13 protein-coding genes are annotated in these 14,624 nt (G+C 32.8%); 5 read left to right on the top strand and 8 right to left on the bottom strand.

Going from position 1 to position 14,624, the window contains the following annotated elements; genetic code table 11:
• Window positions 1–122: 122 nt before the first annotated feature.
• The 8 genes from ypfJ to panB all read right to left on the bottom strand — a co-directional run bounded on the left by ypfJ (window position 123) and on the right by panB (window position 10,258).
• Window positions 123–983, bottom strand: a complete 861-nt coding sequence (gene ypfJ, locus ACNQF8_RS14685; protein ID WP_315211384.1) for a KPN_02809 family neutral zinc metallopeptidase — start codon at window positions 981–983, stop codon at window positions 123–125.
• 94 nt (window positions 984–1,077) lie between these two features.
• Complete coding sequence (locus tag ACNQF8_RS14680) at window positions 1,078–4,518, bottom strand: PAS domain S-box protein (protein ID WP_417983533.1); 3,441 nt, start codon at window positions 4,516–4,518, stop codon at window positions 1,078–1,080.
• Between the two features lie 704 nt (window positions 4,519–5,222).
• Window positions 5,223–6,005 carry a hypothetical protein gene (locus ACNQF8_RS14675; protein WP_417953795.1) on the bottom strand — a complete coding sequence of 261 codons (783 nt, stop codon included), beginning with the start codon at window positions 6,003–6,005 and terminating at the stop codon, window positions 5,223–5,225.
• A 32-nt stretch (window positions 6,006–6,037) separates the two neighbouring features.
• Window positions 6,038–6,775: a nitroreductase family protein gene (locus tag ACNQF8_RS14670; RefSeq protein ID WP_417953797.1), complete on the bottom strand. Its 738-nt coding sequence runs from the start codon at window positions 6,773–6,775 to the stop codon at window positions 6,038–6,040.
• Complete coding sequence (locus ACNQF8_RS14665; RefSeq protein WP_417951339.1) at window positions 6,766–8,094, bottom strand: aldehyde dehydrogenase; 1,329 nt, start codon at window positions 8,092–8,094, stop codon at window positions 6,766–6,768. The genes ACNQF8_RS14670 and ACNQF8_RS14665 overlap by 10 nt, the downstream gene beginning before the upstream one ends.
• Window positions 8,095–8,249: 155 nt before the next feature.
• Window positions 8,250–8,939 carry an RluA family pseudouridine synthase gene (locus ACNQF8_RS14660; protein ID WP_417953798.1) on the bottom strand — a complete coding sequence of 230 codons (690 nt, stop codon included), beginning with the start codon at window positions 8,937–8,939 and terminating at the stop codon, window positions 8,250–8,252.
• A gap of 103 nt (window positions 8,940–9,042) precedes the next feature.
• Window positions 9,043–9,393: a four helix bundle protein gene (locus tag ACNQF8_RS14655; RefSeq protein ID WP_417951341.1), complete on the bottom strand. Its 351-nt coding sequence runs from the start codon at window positions 9,391–9,393 to the stop codon at window positions 9,043–9,045.
• A 46-nt stretch (window positions 9,394–9,439) separates the two neighbouring features.
• Window positions 9,440–10,258, bottom strand: a complete 819-nt coding sequence (gene panB / locus ACNQF8_RS14650) for a 3-methyl-2-oxobutanoate hydroxymethyltransferase (RefSeq protein ID WP_315179472.1) — start codon at window positions 10,256–10,258, stop codon at window positions 9,440–9,442.
• A gap of 101 nt (window positions 10,259–10,359) precedes the next feature.
• On the opposite strand from panB, the gene ACNQF8_RS14645 reads away from it, so the two are divergent.
• The 5 genes from ACNQF8_RS14645 (at window position 10,360) to kdpA (ending at window position 14,623) form a co-directional block, all read left to right on the top strand.
• Window positions 10,360–10,791, top strand: coding sequence for a nuclear transport factor 2 family protein (locus tag ACNQF8_RS14645; RefSeq protein WP_417951342.1), 432 nt, complete (start codon window positions 10,360–10,362; stop codon window positions 10,789–10,791).
• 69 nt (window positions 10,792–10,860) lie between these two features.
• Window positions 10,861–12,204 carry a sigma-54-dependent transcriptional regulator gene (locus ACNQF8_RS14640; RefSeq protein ID WP_417953851.1) on the top strand — a complete coding sequence of 448 codons (1,344 nt, stop codon included), beginning with the start codon at window positions 10,861–10,863 and terminating at the stop codon, window positions 12,202–12,204.
• A gap of 162 nt (window positions 12,205–12,366) precedes the next feature.
• On the top strand, window positions 12,367–12,648 hold the full coding sequence (locus ACNQF8_RS14635) for a DUF7674 family protein (RefSeq protein ID WP_417953799.1): 282 nt from the start codon (window positions 12,367–12,369) through the stop codon (window positions 12,646–12,648).
• A 156-nt stretch (window positions 12,649–12,804) separates the two neighbouring features.
• Complete coding sequence (kdpF, locus tag ACNQF8_RS14630; RefSeq protein ID WP_417951728.1) at window positions 12,805–12,882, top strand: K(+)-transporting ATPase subunit F; 78 nt, start codon at window positions 12,805–12,807, stop codon at window positions 12,880–12,882.
• A gap of 19 nt (window positions 12,883–12,901) precedes the next feature.
• Window positions 12,902–14,623 carry a potassium-transporting ATPase subunit KdpA gene (gene kdpA, locus ACNQF8_RS14625; RefSeq protein WP_417953800.1) on the top strand — a complete coding sequence of 574 codons (1,722 nt, stop codon included), beginning with the start codon at window positions 12,902–12,904 and terminating at the stop codon, window positions 14,621–14,623.
• Window position 14,624: the final 1 nt, after the last annotated feature.

Below are 14,624 nucleotides of genomic sequence, written 5' to 3'. Positions count from 1 at the left end.
ATGAATGGAATTTTAGTTGGGCATACTTTAGGAATAATACAATATATTATTTTGCATTGAATAAATTTTAAAATAAAAAAATCGGGAGAATATCCCGATTTTTAATTGTAATAGTTCTTAATTTATCTTATTTCTGCAAAAGTATCGCCTTGATTGATATCTCCGGATTTATAGCCTTTCATAAACCAAGCTTTACGTTGTGCCGATGTTCCGTGTGTAAAGGATTCCGGAACAATATGACCTTGCATTTTGGATTGTATGGCATCATCACCAACGGCATGTGCTGCGCTTAAAGCTTCATCAATATCACCTTCCTCCAAGAAATTGTTCATTTGTTGATTGTAATGGGTCCAAACACCAGCATAAAAATCGGCTTGCAGTTCTAAAGCTACGGATAATTTATTGGCTTCGGCTTCACTTTTTCCTTCTTGCATTTGTCTCATTTTGCTGGAAGTTCCTAATAAAGTTTGTACATGGTGTCCTATCTCATGTGCAATTACATAAGCAGTAGCAAAATCACCTCCTTGTGCACCAAATCTTGTTTTCAGCTCTTCAAAGAAAGCTAAATCCATGTATACTTTTTGATCACCAGGGCAATAAAATGGCCCCGAAGCAGATGTGGCATTTCCACAGGCAGTTTCCACAGCTCCAGTAAATAATACTAGTTTTGGATTTTTAAACTGCATGTTGTTTTCTTGAAATATTTTTGCCCAAACATCTTCATTGTCAACCAATAATGCATTTATAAATTTGCCTTCTTCAATTTCGGCTGCAGTTAAGTCTCTTTGTTCAGTAGGAGCACTTTGTCCTTGGTTGAATTGTTCTAATATTGGAGTTAGCATTTGTGCATTTTCTCCACCAAAAGTATTCAATAATAGAATTACAATTCCGATGATTCCACCGCCTACTATTGTTTTTCCTCCTGAGGACATTCCTCTTCGGTCCTCCATATTGTCACTTTGTCTTCTACCGCTCCATTTCATAATTTTATGTTTTTTTTTAGTTATTTACTTTACTTACTTTATAAAAGTATCTCTAATTTAATTTTTTTTTAAATAAGAGCAAATTTTATTAGAATTAATTTGTCCATTTAGAAATAGTTTCCTCAATGATTCCTTTTATGATTGGTTTCGGGATATAATCATTCATTCCTGATGCAAGGCATTTTTCTTTTTCTTCTTTTTCGGTACCTGCCGTTATTGCTATAATAGGTACATTTTGACCTAATTTTAAAGTTCTGATTATTTGGGTCGCTTCATACCCATTCATTATTGGCATTTGGATATCCATAAAAATAATATCAGGATTTATTTCCTCAAATTGATCTACAGCATCTTTGCCATTTATAACTTCGAAAATCACCGGATTTATATCTAAGTTTTTAATAATTGTTTTGAGCAATAACATATTCACTTTGTTGTCTTCAACAATCATTATTTTGATTTTTTTACTATTTATGTTTCTTTTAACGACAATATCTTTAATACCATCAAAATCAGTTTCAAATAAGCTAACCTTTTCAACTGGTTCGTTGCTGGTTTTTAAATCTAAATCAAAATAAAAAGTACTGCCAGAATCAATTTCACTTTCCAGTTGTAAGCGGCTGTTCATTAAACCCAATAATTGATTCGAAATGGTTAATCCCAGTCCTGTACCCCCAAATTTTCTTGTCGTTGAGCTGTCTTCCTGAGAAAATGCCTGAAATATTTTCTTTTTGTTTTGTTCTAAAATTCCAATTCCAGTGTCAATTACGGCAAAACGAATTTTAACATTAGAATCGTCTATTTTTTGAAGAACAGTTACATCTAATTGTATAGATCCTTTTTCTGTAAATTTTACAGCATTGGCAAGCAGATTAATCAAAATTTGTTTTAAACGTACGTTGTCTACCCAAAAATATTTAGGAATATCTGAAGCTATATTGAGCTTTAGGTTTAATTTTTTTTGATTGGATTCATATAATATTAAATCAATAATTTGACTCAGCATTTCTCCAATTTCATATTTCTCTATAAATAAATCCAATTTTCCTGCTTCAATTTTTGAGAAATCCAGAATGTCATTTATGATATCTAATAATGAATGTGCCGATTGATTTACGGTAGTGATATATTTCTCTTGGGTAACTCCTAGATTCGTCTTCATCAATAAATCGGTGAAACCAATAATCCCGTTCAAAGGCGTTCTAATCTCATGACTCATGTTAGCCAGGAATTCTGATTTTGCTCTGTTCGCAGCTTCAGCTAATTCCTTTTGTTGCACTGCGGTTTCAGCTTGTATTCTCTCTGTAATATCAATAAAAATACCTTCAATAAATGCAATTTTTCCGTCTTTGTAAATTGTATCTCCAAACTCTTCTATCCAAACCGTGCGGTTGTCTTTATGTATAATTCGGTAGGTTAAGTGGATTGGAATCTTACTGTCTATCGCATTTTTTTGAGCAGCAATAGTACTCATTTTATCTTCGGGATGAATTAAATCAATGAAAGATAAGTTGTCATTCAGGAATTCTGATTTTGGATAACCGGTCAGTTTTTCAATTTCATCATTAATGTAAATTTTAGTATTATTTTCATCATAATTAGATAGATAAACGGTTCCGGGAATATTATTGGCTAATAATCGGAACTTTTCTTCACTTTCATAAATTGCGGTCTCGTTAGCAATACGCTCAATAGAAGATGCTATGTTACTGGCTAATGTTTGCAAAATATTAACCTCATCCTCTGACCATATTCTTTCATCATGGGTGTCGTCAAACCCTAAAAATCCATGGAATTTGTTTCTCACAAAAATTGGAAAAAGAATCAATGAGACTACATCTACATTGATTAATTTATTCCTCAAAGAAATATTTTCGATTTTAGGAATAACGGCTCTGTATATTTTATTGTTTAAAAGGGGTGTTATTAGCTCTTCAAAATACTCGTATGGTAAATTTTGAAGCTTTACATTATTTTCGGATAGCTTTATATTATGTATTATCCATCGGTATTTTTGACTGATTAATCCTTTGTTTCCGTCATTTTCATAGTAATAGGCGCGATGAGATTTTGTCGCTTGTCCCATAATGATTAGGACATCCGAAAAAATATCGTTGATATCATTACTGTTCAAAAATTTCTCGGTGCAAAGCGCCATTGCAGAAAAAAGTTCACTTTTGTATTCTAATTTTTTTTCTGTTTCATAGCGACTGTGCGAAATCATGGTTAGCGAGATAATATCCGATATGGATCTTGCAAAATTAATGTCTTCATTATCCCAATTTTTTTTGTTTTTTGAAGTTTCAAAACTTATGGTTCCAGTTAGTTCACCATTGATAAAAATAGGAATATCGAGTTGTGATTTGATATCGTATTTCAGAAAATAATTTTCGATAAATTCAGATAATTCCCATTTGTCTAAAACATCTGGAGCACTAATTTGTTTTTTACTTTTTATAGATTCAAAGTAAATAGGATAGTTTTCTTTATCTAAAGCATGTCCTTTGGTATAGGTATTCGTTTCTAATTCATATAAATTTTCACAAGTAATTACATCTTCGGTATAACTCCAATAACTAACGCGACAACAATTAGTAACTTTTGATGCTGACTCAATGATTTGCATTATGCTAAGGTCCAGGTTTTTGTAATTACTAAAGTTAGTAGTCGATAGTTTTTTAATCGTTTTATTGTATTCTTCTACTTTTTTCTGACGAATTTTATTTTCAAATTCAATGTCTTTAAGTTTGGTAATATCCCTTGCAATAGCGGAGTATCCTATTATTTTTCCAATGTCATTTCGATTAATGATTACTTTTTGGGAAACCCATATTTCTTCTCCGTTTTTCTTTAATAATGGAAATTCGATCGTTGGGAAGTTTTGCTCATTGTCTAACAGGTTTTGGTAAAAATCCATTATGCTAGTACGGTAATCCTCTCGTATAAATTCTAAATAATTTCTCGTTAGTATTTCGTTTTCTTTGAAGCCTAAAGTTTTTATCGTAAATTCATTGACAAATGTAAAATTACCGTAGTGATCTACCTCAAAAATAAGATCAACAGCATTTTGAATTAAATTTTTATACTGATTCTGTAAATGGATTTCATTGGTCACATCCTGACCAATACCGATGATTAAATCGTCTGAAAACCTTTTGTCATTCCATTGTATGTGCTTGTACTCACCATTTTTGCATTTTAATTTCCTAGTAAATGTTCTTTCCATAATATTGTTATTATGAAATTCTGCTCCAATAAACTCTGGATCTTCCGTAACGTCCCAAAAGCCTAATCCCATTACCTCATCAACAGTATATCCTAGAATAGAAGTTATATTTTCGCTGCAAAAAACAATTTCACCTTTTTTATTTGTTGCCAGAATAAGTGAATTTCCTTTGTTGATAATTTGATTATTGAAACGGACTTCATCATTAGTATTAAACCATAAAATGTAATGGATATAATTTATGATTAGAACTATTAAAGTATTAATTATTAGGACTAAAAACGTTATTAGTGGCACTAAATCGAACATAAAAAGAATACCAAAATAAGCAAAAACTGCCACAACAAAACTCCAATATAATTTTGCAGGTTTTAAAACGCTGTAAGAAAAGAAAAAGGCCACTACAAACGCTACAATAGGTATAATATCAGTAGGAGAGTTTATTATATTTCTAGAAATTGAAATAAAATAAACTAAATAAAATAAAATAAAAATTTGTTTGATATTTCTATAAACAAGTTGTGACTTTGTGCTAATAAAATATAATGAAAACAACAAAACCCCGATTGAGCAATTTACCAACAATAAGCTTTTTGGTCTGATTTTTAAAATTTCGTAAGTTATTTCTATGATTATAAGTAAAACTCCTAAAAGCATAAGATAGCTTTGATATTCTCTTTTTTGTGCAGTTTCCTTGGAGCTTCTCTCTATTAAATTACTTTTTAATCCGGTTTTTAATTTATAAATTTTGTAAAGTAAAAATATACACAAAGCAGGCAATACAATAAAGAAAGGATTACTTAAGGTCAAAATAGTAAAGACCCAAAATAAAATTAATTTTGAGTTGATAATAGTCAGTAGGCTACAGTATAACACCATAGTGAATTTTTTATGAGGTTTCTAATGAGTAGATTTCGGACTCTAACTTTTGGCGTTCAATGTAACTATAAATTTTAAATAAAAGCCAAAAGTCATTAAAATTTAAATTTTGGCTTTTAGCATAAAAAATATTTTTAATTTCTATTTTCAATCTCATTTTCAGGATCAAATCCTATTATTTCACTGTAAAGAGCATAATACAACGAGTATATAAATGGAATAGTAAAAACGATTCCAATACAACATCCTATAAGTCCTACTAAAGACGCTATAACTCCAATAACAAGTAATCCCAATATAACAATGGGTTGTTTAGAAACGACTAAAATACTAGCTTGGATAGCTTCAACAGCTTTTAGCTTTCCAAAAATGATGAGGGGAATCATTAAAATTGTAAACAAGCCAATTGTTACTGAAACAACAACTTCGATAATTGGTATTTGTATGTAATTTATTATACCCGATAGAACGGAGTTAACTATTGTGATCAAAAATGTTGCAATAAATAATTCTTTGAAAAAAGGTGCTTTGTAATATTCAAACATGGTTGACACATGAAATTCGTCGTCTCTTTCGGCACAATACGCCATTTTTATTAAACCAGCAGAAAACGGACTAAGCAAACACGTTATTAAAAGAGAGACTCCTGAGAAAATTAACATGAAGTCTAAACTTAAATTTTCCGGTTGTAAATTTTCCGGTTTTAATTTTTCTAAAACGGTTTCTGCGTCAAAAATTGAGAAGAGTATAACAATAGCGAAAAGACTCATTAGAATTGCAAAAACAAAAAATATTAAACCGCCATACAATGCAATTTTTTTATAATTTTCGAATGCATGGTTGAAAACATTTCCAAAATCTAAGGTATAACCATTCTTTTTTATTTCCTCAATACGGTCTTGTGTTGTTTTAATCATTTGGTTTTGGTATTATTTGGTTTGTTAGTTTTTTATTTTTTAAAATATACTTCGTCAAAAGGAACTCTGAATCGTTCTCCGTAAATGCCTTGTTCTTCTCTTATTCCACAGCCTAAAATCATGTTAATTTCTGAACGAGCCGGTAAATGTAATATTTTTTTAATTCTCAGCGAATCAAAACCTTCCATTGGACAAGTATCATAATTTATGGCTGCCATACTTATCATAAAATTCTGTGCGGCAAGTCCCGCGCTTTTCTGAGCGACAATACGCATGTCGCTTTGTCGCGCCTGCCTGTAGATGGGTTTGAATATTCCAATAACTTGAAAAGCAAGAAACTTTATCATTCCGATAATTCCTAAAAAATCAAAATATAGGGCAGGAATAATTTTCTGATAATAATTTAACGCAAACTTTTCTCTCTCAGAATAATCCGTTTTCGGCTTATTGCCGTATTGAGTTTTTAAATAATCAATATTCGACTCTACTCTTTTGCGCCATAAGTCTTTTCTCGCGACAACAACTACTATTTGTTGAGCTGTTTTTGCCGCATTCTGATCAAAACTGGCTTTGGCTATTTCTTGTATTATTTCTGGCGAAACAACATGATAGAACTCCCAAAGTTGCATATTACTGCTCGTGGGTGCCAGAGTTGCTAATTGAATACATTCTTTTACTTTTTGCGCATCAATAGCTTCGTTTTTAAAAAGCCGAACGGATCGTCTATATTTTATGGCTTCGCTTACGGATTTTTCATTGGTTACAGCCACTTTAATACTTTTTGAATGGTTTTTAATTTGTCTTTATATGGTGCATAACGTATTTGTAAATCGAGCCAAGTTCCTTTTTTTACAATAGCTTTTTTATGAGAAAAAATATCAAAACTTAATTTTCCATGATACGCTCCCATTCCGGAATTTCCAACACCGCCAAAAGGTAAGCGATTATTAGCCAAATGAATTACCGTGTCATTGATGCATCCGCCACCAAAAGAATATTTTTGCAGCACTTCATTAATAAAGGATTTATTTTGGGAAAATAAATACAGCGATAATGGTTTTTCGAAGCTTGAAATTATTTTTTCAATATCTGATTTCGACTCATAAGAAAGTATAGGAAGTATCGGTCCAAAAATTTCTTCTTTCATCACTAAACTATCCATTTTTGGTTCGTCAAGTAAAGTAGGAGCAAGGTATAATGTCTCTTTGTTAGATTGTCCTCCAAAAAGGATGGTCTGATTCTCCAATAAACGTAATTGACGTTGCCAGTTTTTCAAGTTGATGATTCTGGCAAAATCTGGAGATTCTTCTGGATTTGTTCCCAATGCTTTTTCAATTTCCTGAATAAGAAATTTCACGAAAGTATCCTTCATTTTATGGTGCACTAAAATATAATCAGGAGCTACACAGGTTTGTCCGGCGTTTATGATTTTCCCCCACACAATGCGTCGGGCACTTAATTCTAAATTAGCTGTTTCATCAACGATGCAAGGACTTTTTCCGCCTAATTCGAGTGTAACAGGGGTTAGGTTTTCGGCAGCAGCTTTTGCTACTATTTTTCCAACAGCAACACTTCCCGTAAAAAAAATATAATCCCAACGCTGGTTTAATAGTTCCTGCGCAATTGCAGCGTCTCCCGTGATAACCTCAACATCTTTTACAGCAAATGTTTCAGTGATTATTTTGGAAATTATGTTCGAAGTATTTGGTGTAAGTTCAGATGGTTTTAAAGTTACTTTATTTCCGGCCGCAACAGCCGCAACAAGAGGGCATAAAGCCAATTGAAACGGATAATTCCATGGAGAAAGAATCAATACATTTCCGTAAGGTTCACTGTAAATAAAATCAGATGAAGGAAAGTTTAAAAGAGAAGCAAAAACTTTTTTCGGCTTAGCCCAAGAATCGATATTTTTTATGGTTTCTTTCAAGTCACTAATCACATAATTAGTTTCTGTTAAAACGGCTTCAAAAGCAGGTTTTTTAAAATCATCATACAAAGCCTTAATGATTGCTTCTTCATTTTCTATAATGTTATGCAATAATTTTTTAAGGGATTCTTTTCGGAAAGCAATTTCTGTATGATATTTCATGAGATGATTTTAATTTAAAATTACATAATTATTATTTTAATCCAGCTCAATATCCTAAAATAAAAAAAAAACAGGAATAATTATTCCTGTTTTATAATGTATAAGTATGTAAAGTGTTTTTTTGTTACATTTTTAATGGAAACAGAATAATCAAATTAAACTGCATTCCAAATCACATCATCCGGTGTTGGTGCGATGATTTCTATATTTTCTTTGGTAACAGGATGTACAAAAACTAATTTACGGGCATGCAAATGAATACCTCCATCCGGATTGCTTCGGTCAAAACCGTATTTCAAATCACCTTTTATGGGTGATCCAATAGCCGAAAGCTGCGCCCTGATTTGATGGTGTCTACCTGTGTGAAGATTAATTTCCAGAGCAAAATAATTATTGAGTTCCTTGATGATTTTATAATCTAAACTGGCTAGTTTACTTTCAGGAACTTCTTTTAAATGCGCTTTTGAAGTGTTGTTTTTTTCGTGTCTTTTCAGAAAATGAACCAATTTATCCTCGGACTTTGAAGGCTTGTTTTTGACAATGCACCAATATGTTTTTTGAGTTTCACGATTGCTGAACAACTCATTCATTCTCGTCAACGCTTTGCTGGTTCGCGCAAAAACAACTATTCCGGTTGTTGGTCGGTCTAAACGGTGTACTACGCCCAAAAATACTTCTCCGGGTTTGTTATACTTATCTTTGATGTATTCTTTCACTACATCAGATAAGGGTTTATCACCTGTTTTATCACCTTGCACAATATCACCTACGCGCTTGTTGACCACAATAAGATGGTTGTCTTCGTGAAGCACTTGAAGGTTATTTTTATTCGAAACTATTTTCATTTGGATTTTTAGATTGTTAGACTACTTAGATTTTTAGACAAGTTAGACTTTTTAGATATTTAGATTATTAAACAAGTCTTGCAGTCTGAAAATCTAAAAAAGTCTATAATAAAGTTGCTCTAAATCTTGAAGTCATTTTAATAATTTCGTTTAGCATATCTGATAATTCTTTTAAATCTTCTGGAGTTATAAAACCTAAATCTGATGAAATAAGAATTTGTGTTTCAACTTCATAAGCTGAACCGATGGCGATTTCTAAAAATCGTGCAAAGTCCTTATTAGATTGCCTTGATGATCCTTCAGCAATATTAGATGGAATAGAAACAGAAGCTCTTCTTAATTGATTTGTTAGTCCAAATTTTTCATCGTTAGGAAAAGACAAAGTCACTTTATAAATTTCAGAACAAAAAAATCTACTTTTTTTCCAAATCTCTAAATCCTTAAATCGATGCATTTCTACTTTTTTAGTCTAATAATCCAATAATCTAAGAAGTCTAATTTTAATATTGTTCGCTGGAATTAGGAAAATCACTTGATTTCACATCGGCAACATATTGACCTATGGCAGTTGTCATTCCTTCGTATAAATTCATGTATCTTCTCAAGAAACGTGGACTAAATTCATTATTCATTCCTAACATGTCGTGAATTACCAAAACTTGACCGTCAACTCCGCCGCCAGCACCAATTCCAATTACCGGAATCGAAATACTTTGAGCTACTTTTTCGGCTAAATGTGCCGGAATTTTTTCTAAAACTAAAGCAAAACAACCTAATCTTTCCAACAATTTAGCATCCTCAATAAGTTTATCTGCTTCTTCCTCTTCTTTGGCACGAACAGTATAGGTACCAAATTTATAAATAGATTGAGGAGTTAAACCCAAATGTCCCATCACTGGAATTCCTGCGTTTAGTATTTTCTTGATTGAATCTTTAATTTCTTTTCCGCCTTCCAGTTTTACGGCATGACCACCGCTTTCTTTCATGATTCGGATGGCAGAACGCAACGCTTCTTTAGGATCTGATTGGTAACTTCCAAAAGGTAAATCCACCACAACCAATGCTCTTTCTATAGCTCTCACTACAGATGAAGCGTGATAAATCATTTGGTCCAACGTAATTGGCAAAGTCGTTTCATGACCAGCCATTACATTCGAAGCGGAGTCACCTACTAAGATTACATCAATTCCGGCTGTATCAACGATTTTTGCCATGGTGTAATCGTATGCGGTAAGCATGGAAATTTTCTCTCCATTTGCTTTCATTTCAATCAGTGATTTTGTAGTAATCCTTTTATAATCTTTTTTTGCGACAGACATATTTGTTGTTTTAAGATTGTAAAGGTAATAAAATGTATATTTTTAACTCAAAAATGTAACAGTAATGTTGTTGGAAGTTATAATTAATTAAAAAAGTAATTATGCGTAAAATAGTAGTATTGATTGTGTTGTTTACATCAACATATTCTCAGGCCCAAAATCAAGAAATTCAAAAGGTTGTTGAAAATTTTTTTGAGGCTTTTCATGCCAAAGACACTTTGAAATTACAGTCCTTTTGCGACGAAACAATGATTTTACAATCCATAAGTGAGAACGCTAAAGGAACTAAATTATCCAATGAAAGCCCTCAAGCGTTTTTTAAATCGATTGGTTCTATTCCTACGGAAGTGAAGTTTCAGGAAAAAATTCTGAGTTATGCTATTCAGGTAGATGGGAGCATGGCGCACGCTTGGACATCTTATGAGTTTTATGTAAACGATAAATTAAGTCATAAAGGCGTGAATGCTTTTACGCTTTTCAAAAAAGAAAACAGTTGGAAAATTATTCATCTTATCGATACCCGAAGAAAGTAAACCCTAATTATTTTTTTATTTCTCAGCATTTAAAAAGTTAGCTTTGTATTTTAAATTTATACAAATCCTATTTTGAAAAACATACTTATTATTGATGATGAAGAAAAACTGCGTAGCCTTCTAGCCCGAATCGTAAAATCAGAAGGTTTCGAAGTTTTCGAAGCACCAGATTTAAAGTCAGGTTTCAAGAAACTGGAACACAATGATATTGATGTGATTCTTTGTGATGTCAAACTTCCTGATGGCAATGGTGTTGATTTTGTTCAAAAGATAAAAACAAATTTTCCATTAACAGAAGTTATCTTATTGACTGCTTTTGGCAAAATTCCCGATGGTGTTCAAGCCATGAAAAACGGTGCTTTTGATTATATTGTCAAAGGCGATGACAATGATAAAATTATTCCTCTGCTTTACAAAGCACTGGAAAAAGTCCAACTAATCAAGAAAGTCCAACAACTCGAAAAAAGAATTTCTGATAAATATTCTTTTGATACTATTATTGGAAAATCGAAAGGATTGGAACAAGTGATTGATTTGGCTAAAAAAGTAGCCAAAACCGATTCAACTGTACTCTTAACGGGAGAAACAGGAACTGGAAAAGAAGTTTTTGCACAAGCCATTCACGAAAACAGCTACCGAGTAGGAAAATCTTTTGTAGCCTTGAATTGCAGTACTTTCAGCAAGGAAATTCTCGAAAGTGAATTGTTTGGACACAAACAAGGAGCTTTTACAGGAGCTGTAAAAGACAAGAAAGGATTTATTGAAGAGGCGAATGGCGGTTCTTTATTTCTGGATGAAATTGGCGAAATGCCTTTAGAATTACAAGCTAAATTATTACGGGTTTTAGAAACCAATGAATACATACAAATAGGAGATACGACACCCAGAAAATCTAATTTCAGGTTAATTGCCGCAACGAATCGCAATTTAAAAACCGAAAGTGAAGAACATCGTTTTCGTTCGGATTTATATTTTCGATTGAATATTTTCGAGATTACAATTCCGCCTTTACGAGAAAGAATAAAAGACATTGCACCATTGACAAACTATTTTGTGAAACAATTTTCAGAGAAAGTAAATAAGAAAATAGTCTCTATCGATGGCGATTTTTTGCATAAGATGGAAACATACCATTGGCCTGGAAATGTTCGGGAACTGAAGAATGTGATTGAACGTTCCGTAATTTTGGCTGATGATTTTAACTTGACGCAAGATGTATTGCCTTACGAGATTCAGCATCAACAAGATAATTCCAATAAGACGATGTCAGCTTTTTCGATGCAAAGTATTGAAAAACTCCACATTCAAAAAGTATTAAATTACACCAAAGGGAATAAAGCCGAAACGGCCCGCTTATTAGAAATAGGCGTTGCAACGCTTTATAGAAAATTAAACGAATACAAGATTTATTAAAATCATATTATTTTGAGAAAAGCCTATCATTTTGATAGGCTTTTTTTATGTTTTTTTTTGGCATGAAAACTTCAAATACTTAATTGACAAAGCTTTGAGGTGTACTATGATTTTTTGGAATGCATTTTGGCATAAGCGATGAAGAACATAAAAATCATTCTTATGAAAAATCAAGTCACCACGATTTACAAACAAGCAGAACGCTTTGCCGAAATCACCAAGACTGCCATTATTACTGGAAATATTTCCAGAGCAAAAAAATGTTTGGCACTCGCTGAACGATTATTGACAACAGGAAGCAACGAAACAAAAATTGCTATTTCCAATGTCTATCTTTTTTCGGTTTCCTCTTTTATGGAAATGCGCCATTGCAATATTTCAAACCTTTTCCCAAAATCATTAAAGGCGGAATACATCAAGCAAATAAATGCCTCGGGGGTATAACAAGTTTAATCGATTGAATTATTTGATCGATTGTCTAAAAGTCTAATAATCCAATAATCTAAAATTATGATAATCACAATCCTTTTACTCGCATTAGCCGTTTTGTTGTTTGCGATTTGTTTTAAAGCTGTCGAATTTTTTGAAAAAATCTAAATTATGACTGTACTATTTATTATTGCACTGGCTGTTTTCGGCTATTTGGTTTATGTATTAATCAAACCCGAAAAATTTTAATTAAATAAACTATTTTTTTATGAACACAGAATTATTTGGTGTCATTAGTATTTTTATCATCTCAATAGTTTTGGCTATTCCTATTGGAAGGTACATAGCTAAAGTTTTTACAGGAGATAAAACATTCCTTGACCCGATTTTCAATCCAATTGAGAAATTTATTTTCAAAATAAGTGGTATCAATGCTACTGAAGAAATGAACTGGAAACAGCATTTAAAAGCGTTGTTAAGCGTGAATATGGTTTGGTTCTTTCTTTGCTTTTTTGTTTTGTTATTTCAAGGTTCAATGCCTTTAAATCCGGACAATAATCCAAACATGACTCCAGATTTGGCATTCAATACCGCTATTTCGTTCATGGTAAATTGCAATTTACAGCATTACTCTGGCGAAACAGGTGTTTCCTATTTATCACAAATGGTATTGATGTTCCTTCAATTTGTTTCTGCAGGTGTCGGGATGGCAGCCGCAGCAATGGTTTTTACTGCAATGAAAGAAAGAACCACAGATAAATTAGGGAATTTCTATAATTATTTTATAAAAAGCTGTACTCGTATTTTATTGCCACTTTCTGCTGTTGTAGCTGTCATTCTGTTGTTTAACGGTACGCCAATGACATTTGAAGGAAAAGATGCAATTACCACTTTACAGGGAGATTCAGTAGCAGTTTCTCGCGGACCAGCAGCATCATTCATTGCCATCAAGCATATAGGAACGAACGGTGGTGGGTTTTTTGGAGCCAATTCGGCTCATCCATTAGAGAATCCTACTTATTTTACCAATGCGGTTGAATTATGGGCACAGTTAATCATTCCGTTTGCAATGATTTTTGCTTTAGGATTTTATCTCAAGAAAAGAAGGTTTTCCTATGTCGTTTTTGGAGTGATGACAGTTGGATTTTTACTTTTAGTTATTCCAACAGTTATCAGTGAACTCAACGGAAATCCAGCTATCGAAAAAATGGGAATTGCCCAAACAACAGGAGCCATGGAAGGCAAAGAAGTTCGTTTTGGACCCGCCATTTCTGGATTTTGGAGCATTGCTACCACCGTAATTTCTACAGGTTCGGTCAATAGTATGCATGACAGCTCGATGCCATTTTCTGGTTCGATGCAATTACTAGCGATGATGGTCAACGCCTTTTATGGTGGTTGCGGCGTAGGATTTTTGAACTTCTATATTTTTATCATTCTAGCGGTCTTTATTTCGGGATTAATGGTAGGACGAACACCAGAATTTTTAGGAAAGAAAATTGAAGCCCGAGAAGTCAAAATTGCAGCTTTCATTGCCATTCTTCACCCTTTATTAATATTGTCAGGAACGGCTTTGGCATCTTATTTTGCTGCAAATGATACTGCAATGGGCTACTGGTTTAGCGGTAATGCCACTGGCTGGTTGAACAATACTGGTAATCACGGATTTTCGGAAATGTTATATGAATATACTTCAAGTGCTGCCAACAACGGTTCTGGATTTGAAGGTTTAGGAGACAATAATCCTTTTTGGAATATCACTACAGGAATTGTTTTGTTATTGAGTCGTTTCCTTCCTATCATTGGGCCATTGGCTATAGCAGGATTGTTGGCCAATAAAAAATATATTCCTGAAAGTGCTGGAACTTTAAAAACAGACACGACCATTTTTGGAGTTATGATTTTTGCCGTAATCGCCATTATTGCAGCCTTATCTTTCTTTCCAGCATTGGCATTAGGACCATTGGCAGAATATTTTACATTAAAATAAT

The sequence above is a fragment of the Flavobacterium labens genome, assembly GCF_048286755.1.
GTDB lineage: Bacteria > Bacteroidota > Bacteroidia > Flavobacteriales > Flavobacteriaceae > Flavobacterium.
Note: the sequence above shows the minus strand (reverse complement) of the source record. Positions and strands in the feature narration are given on the sequence as shown.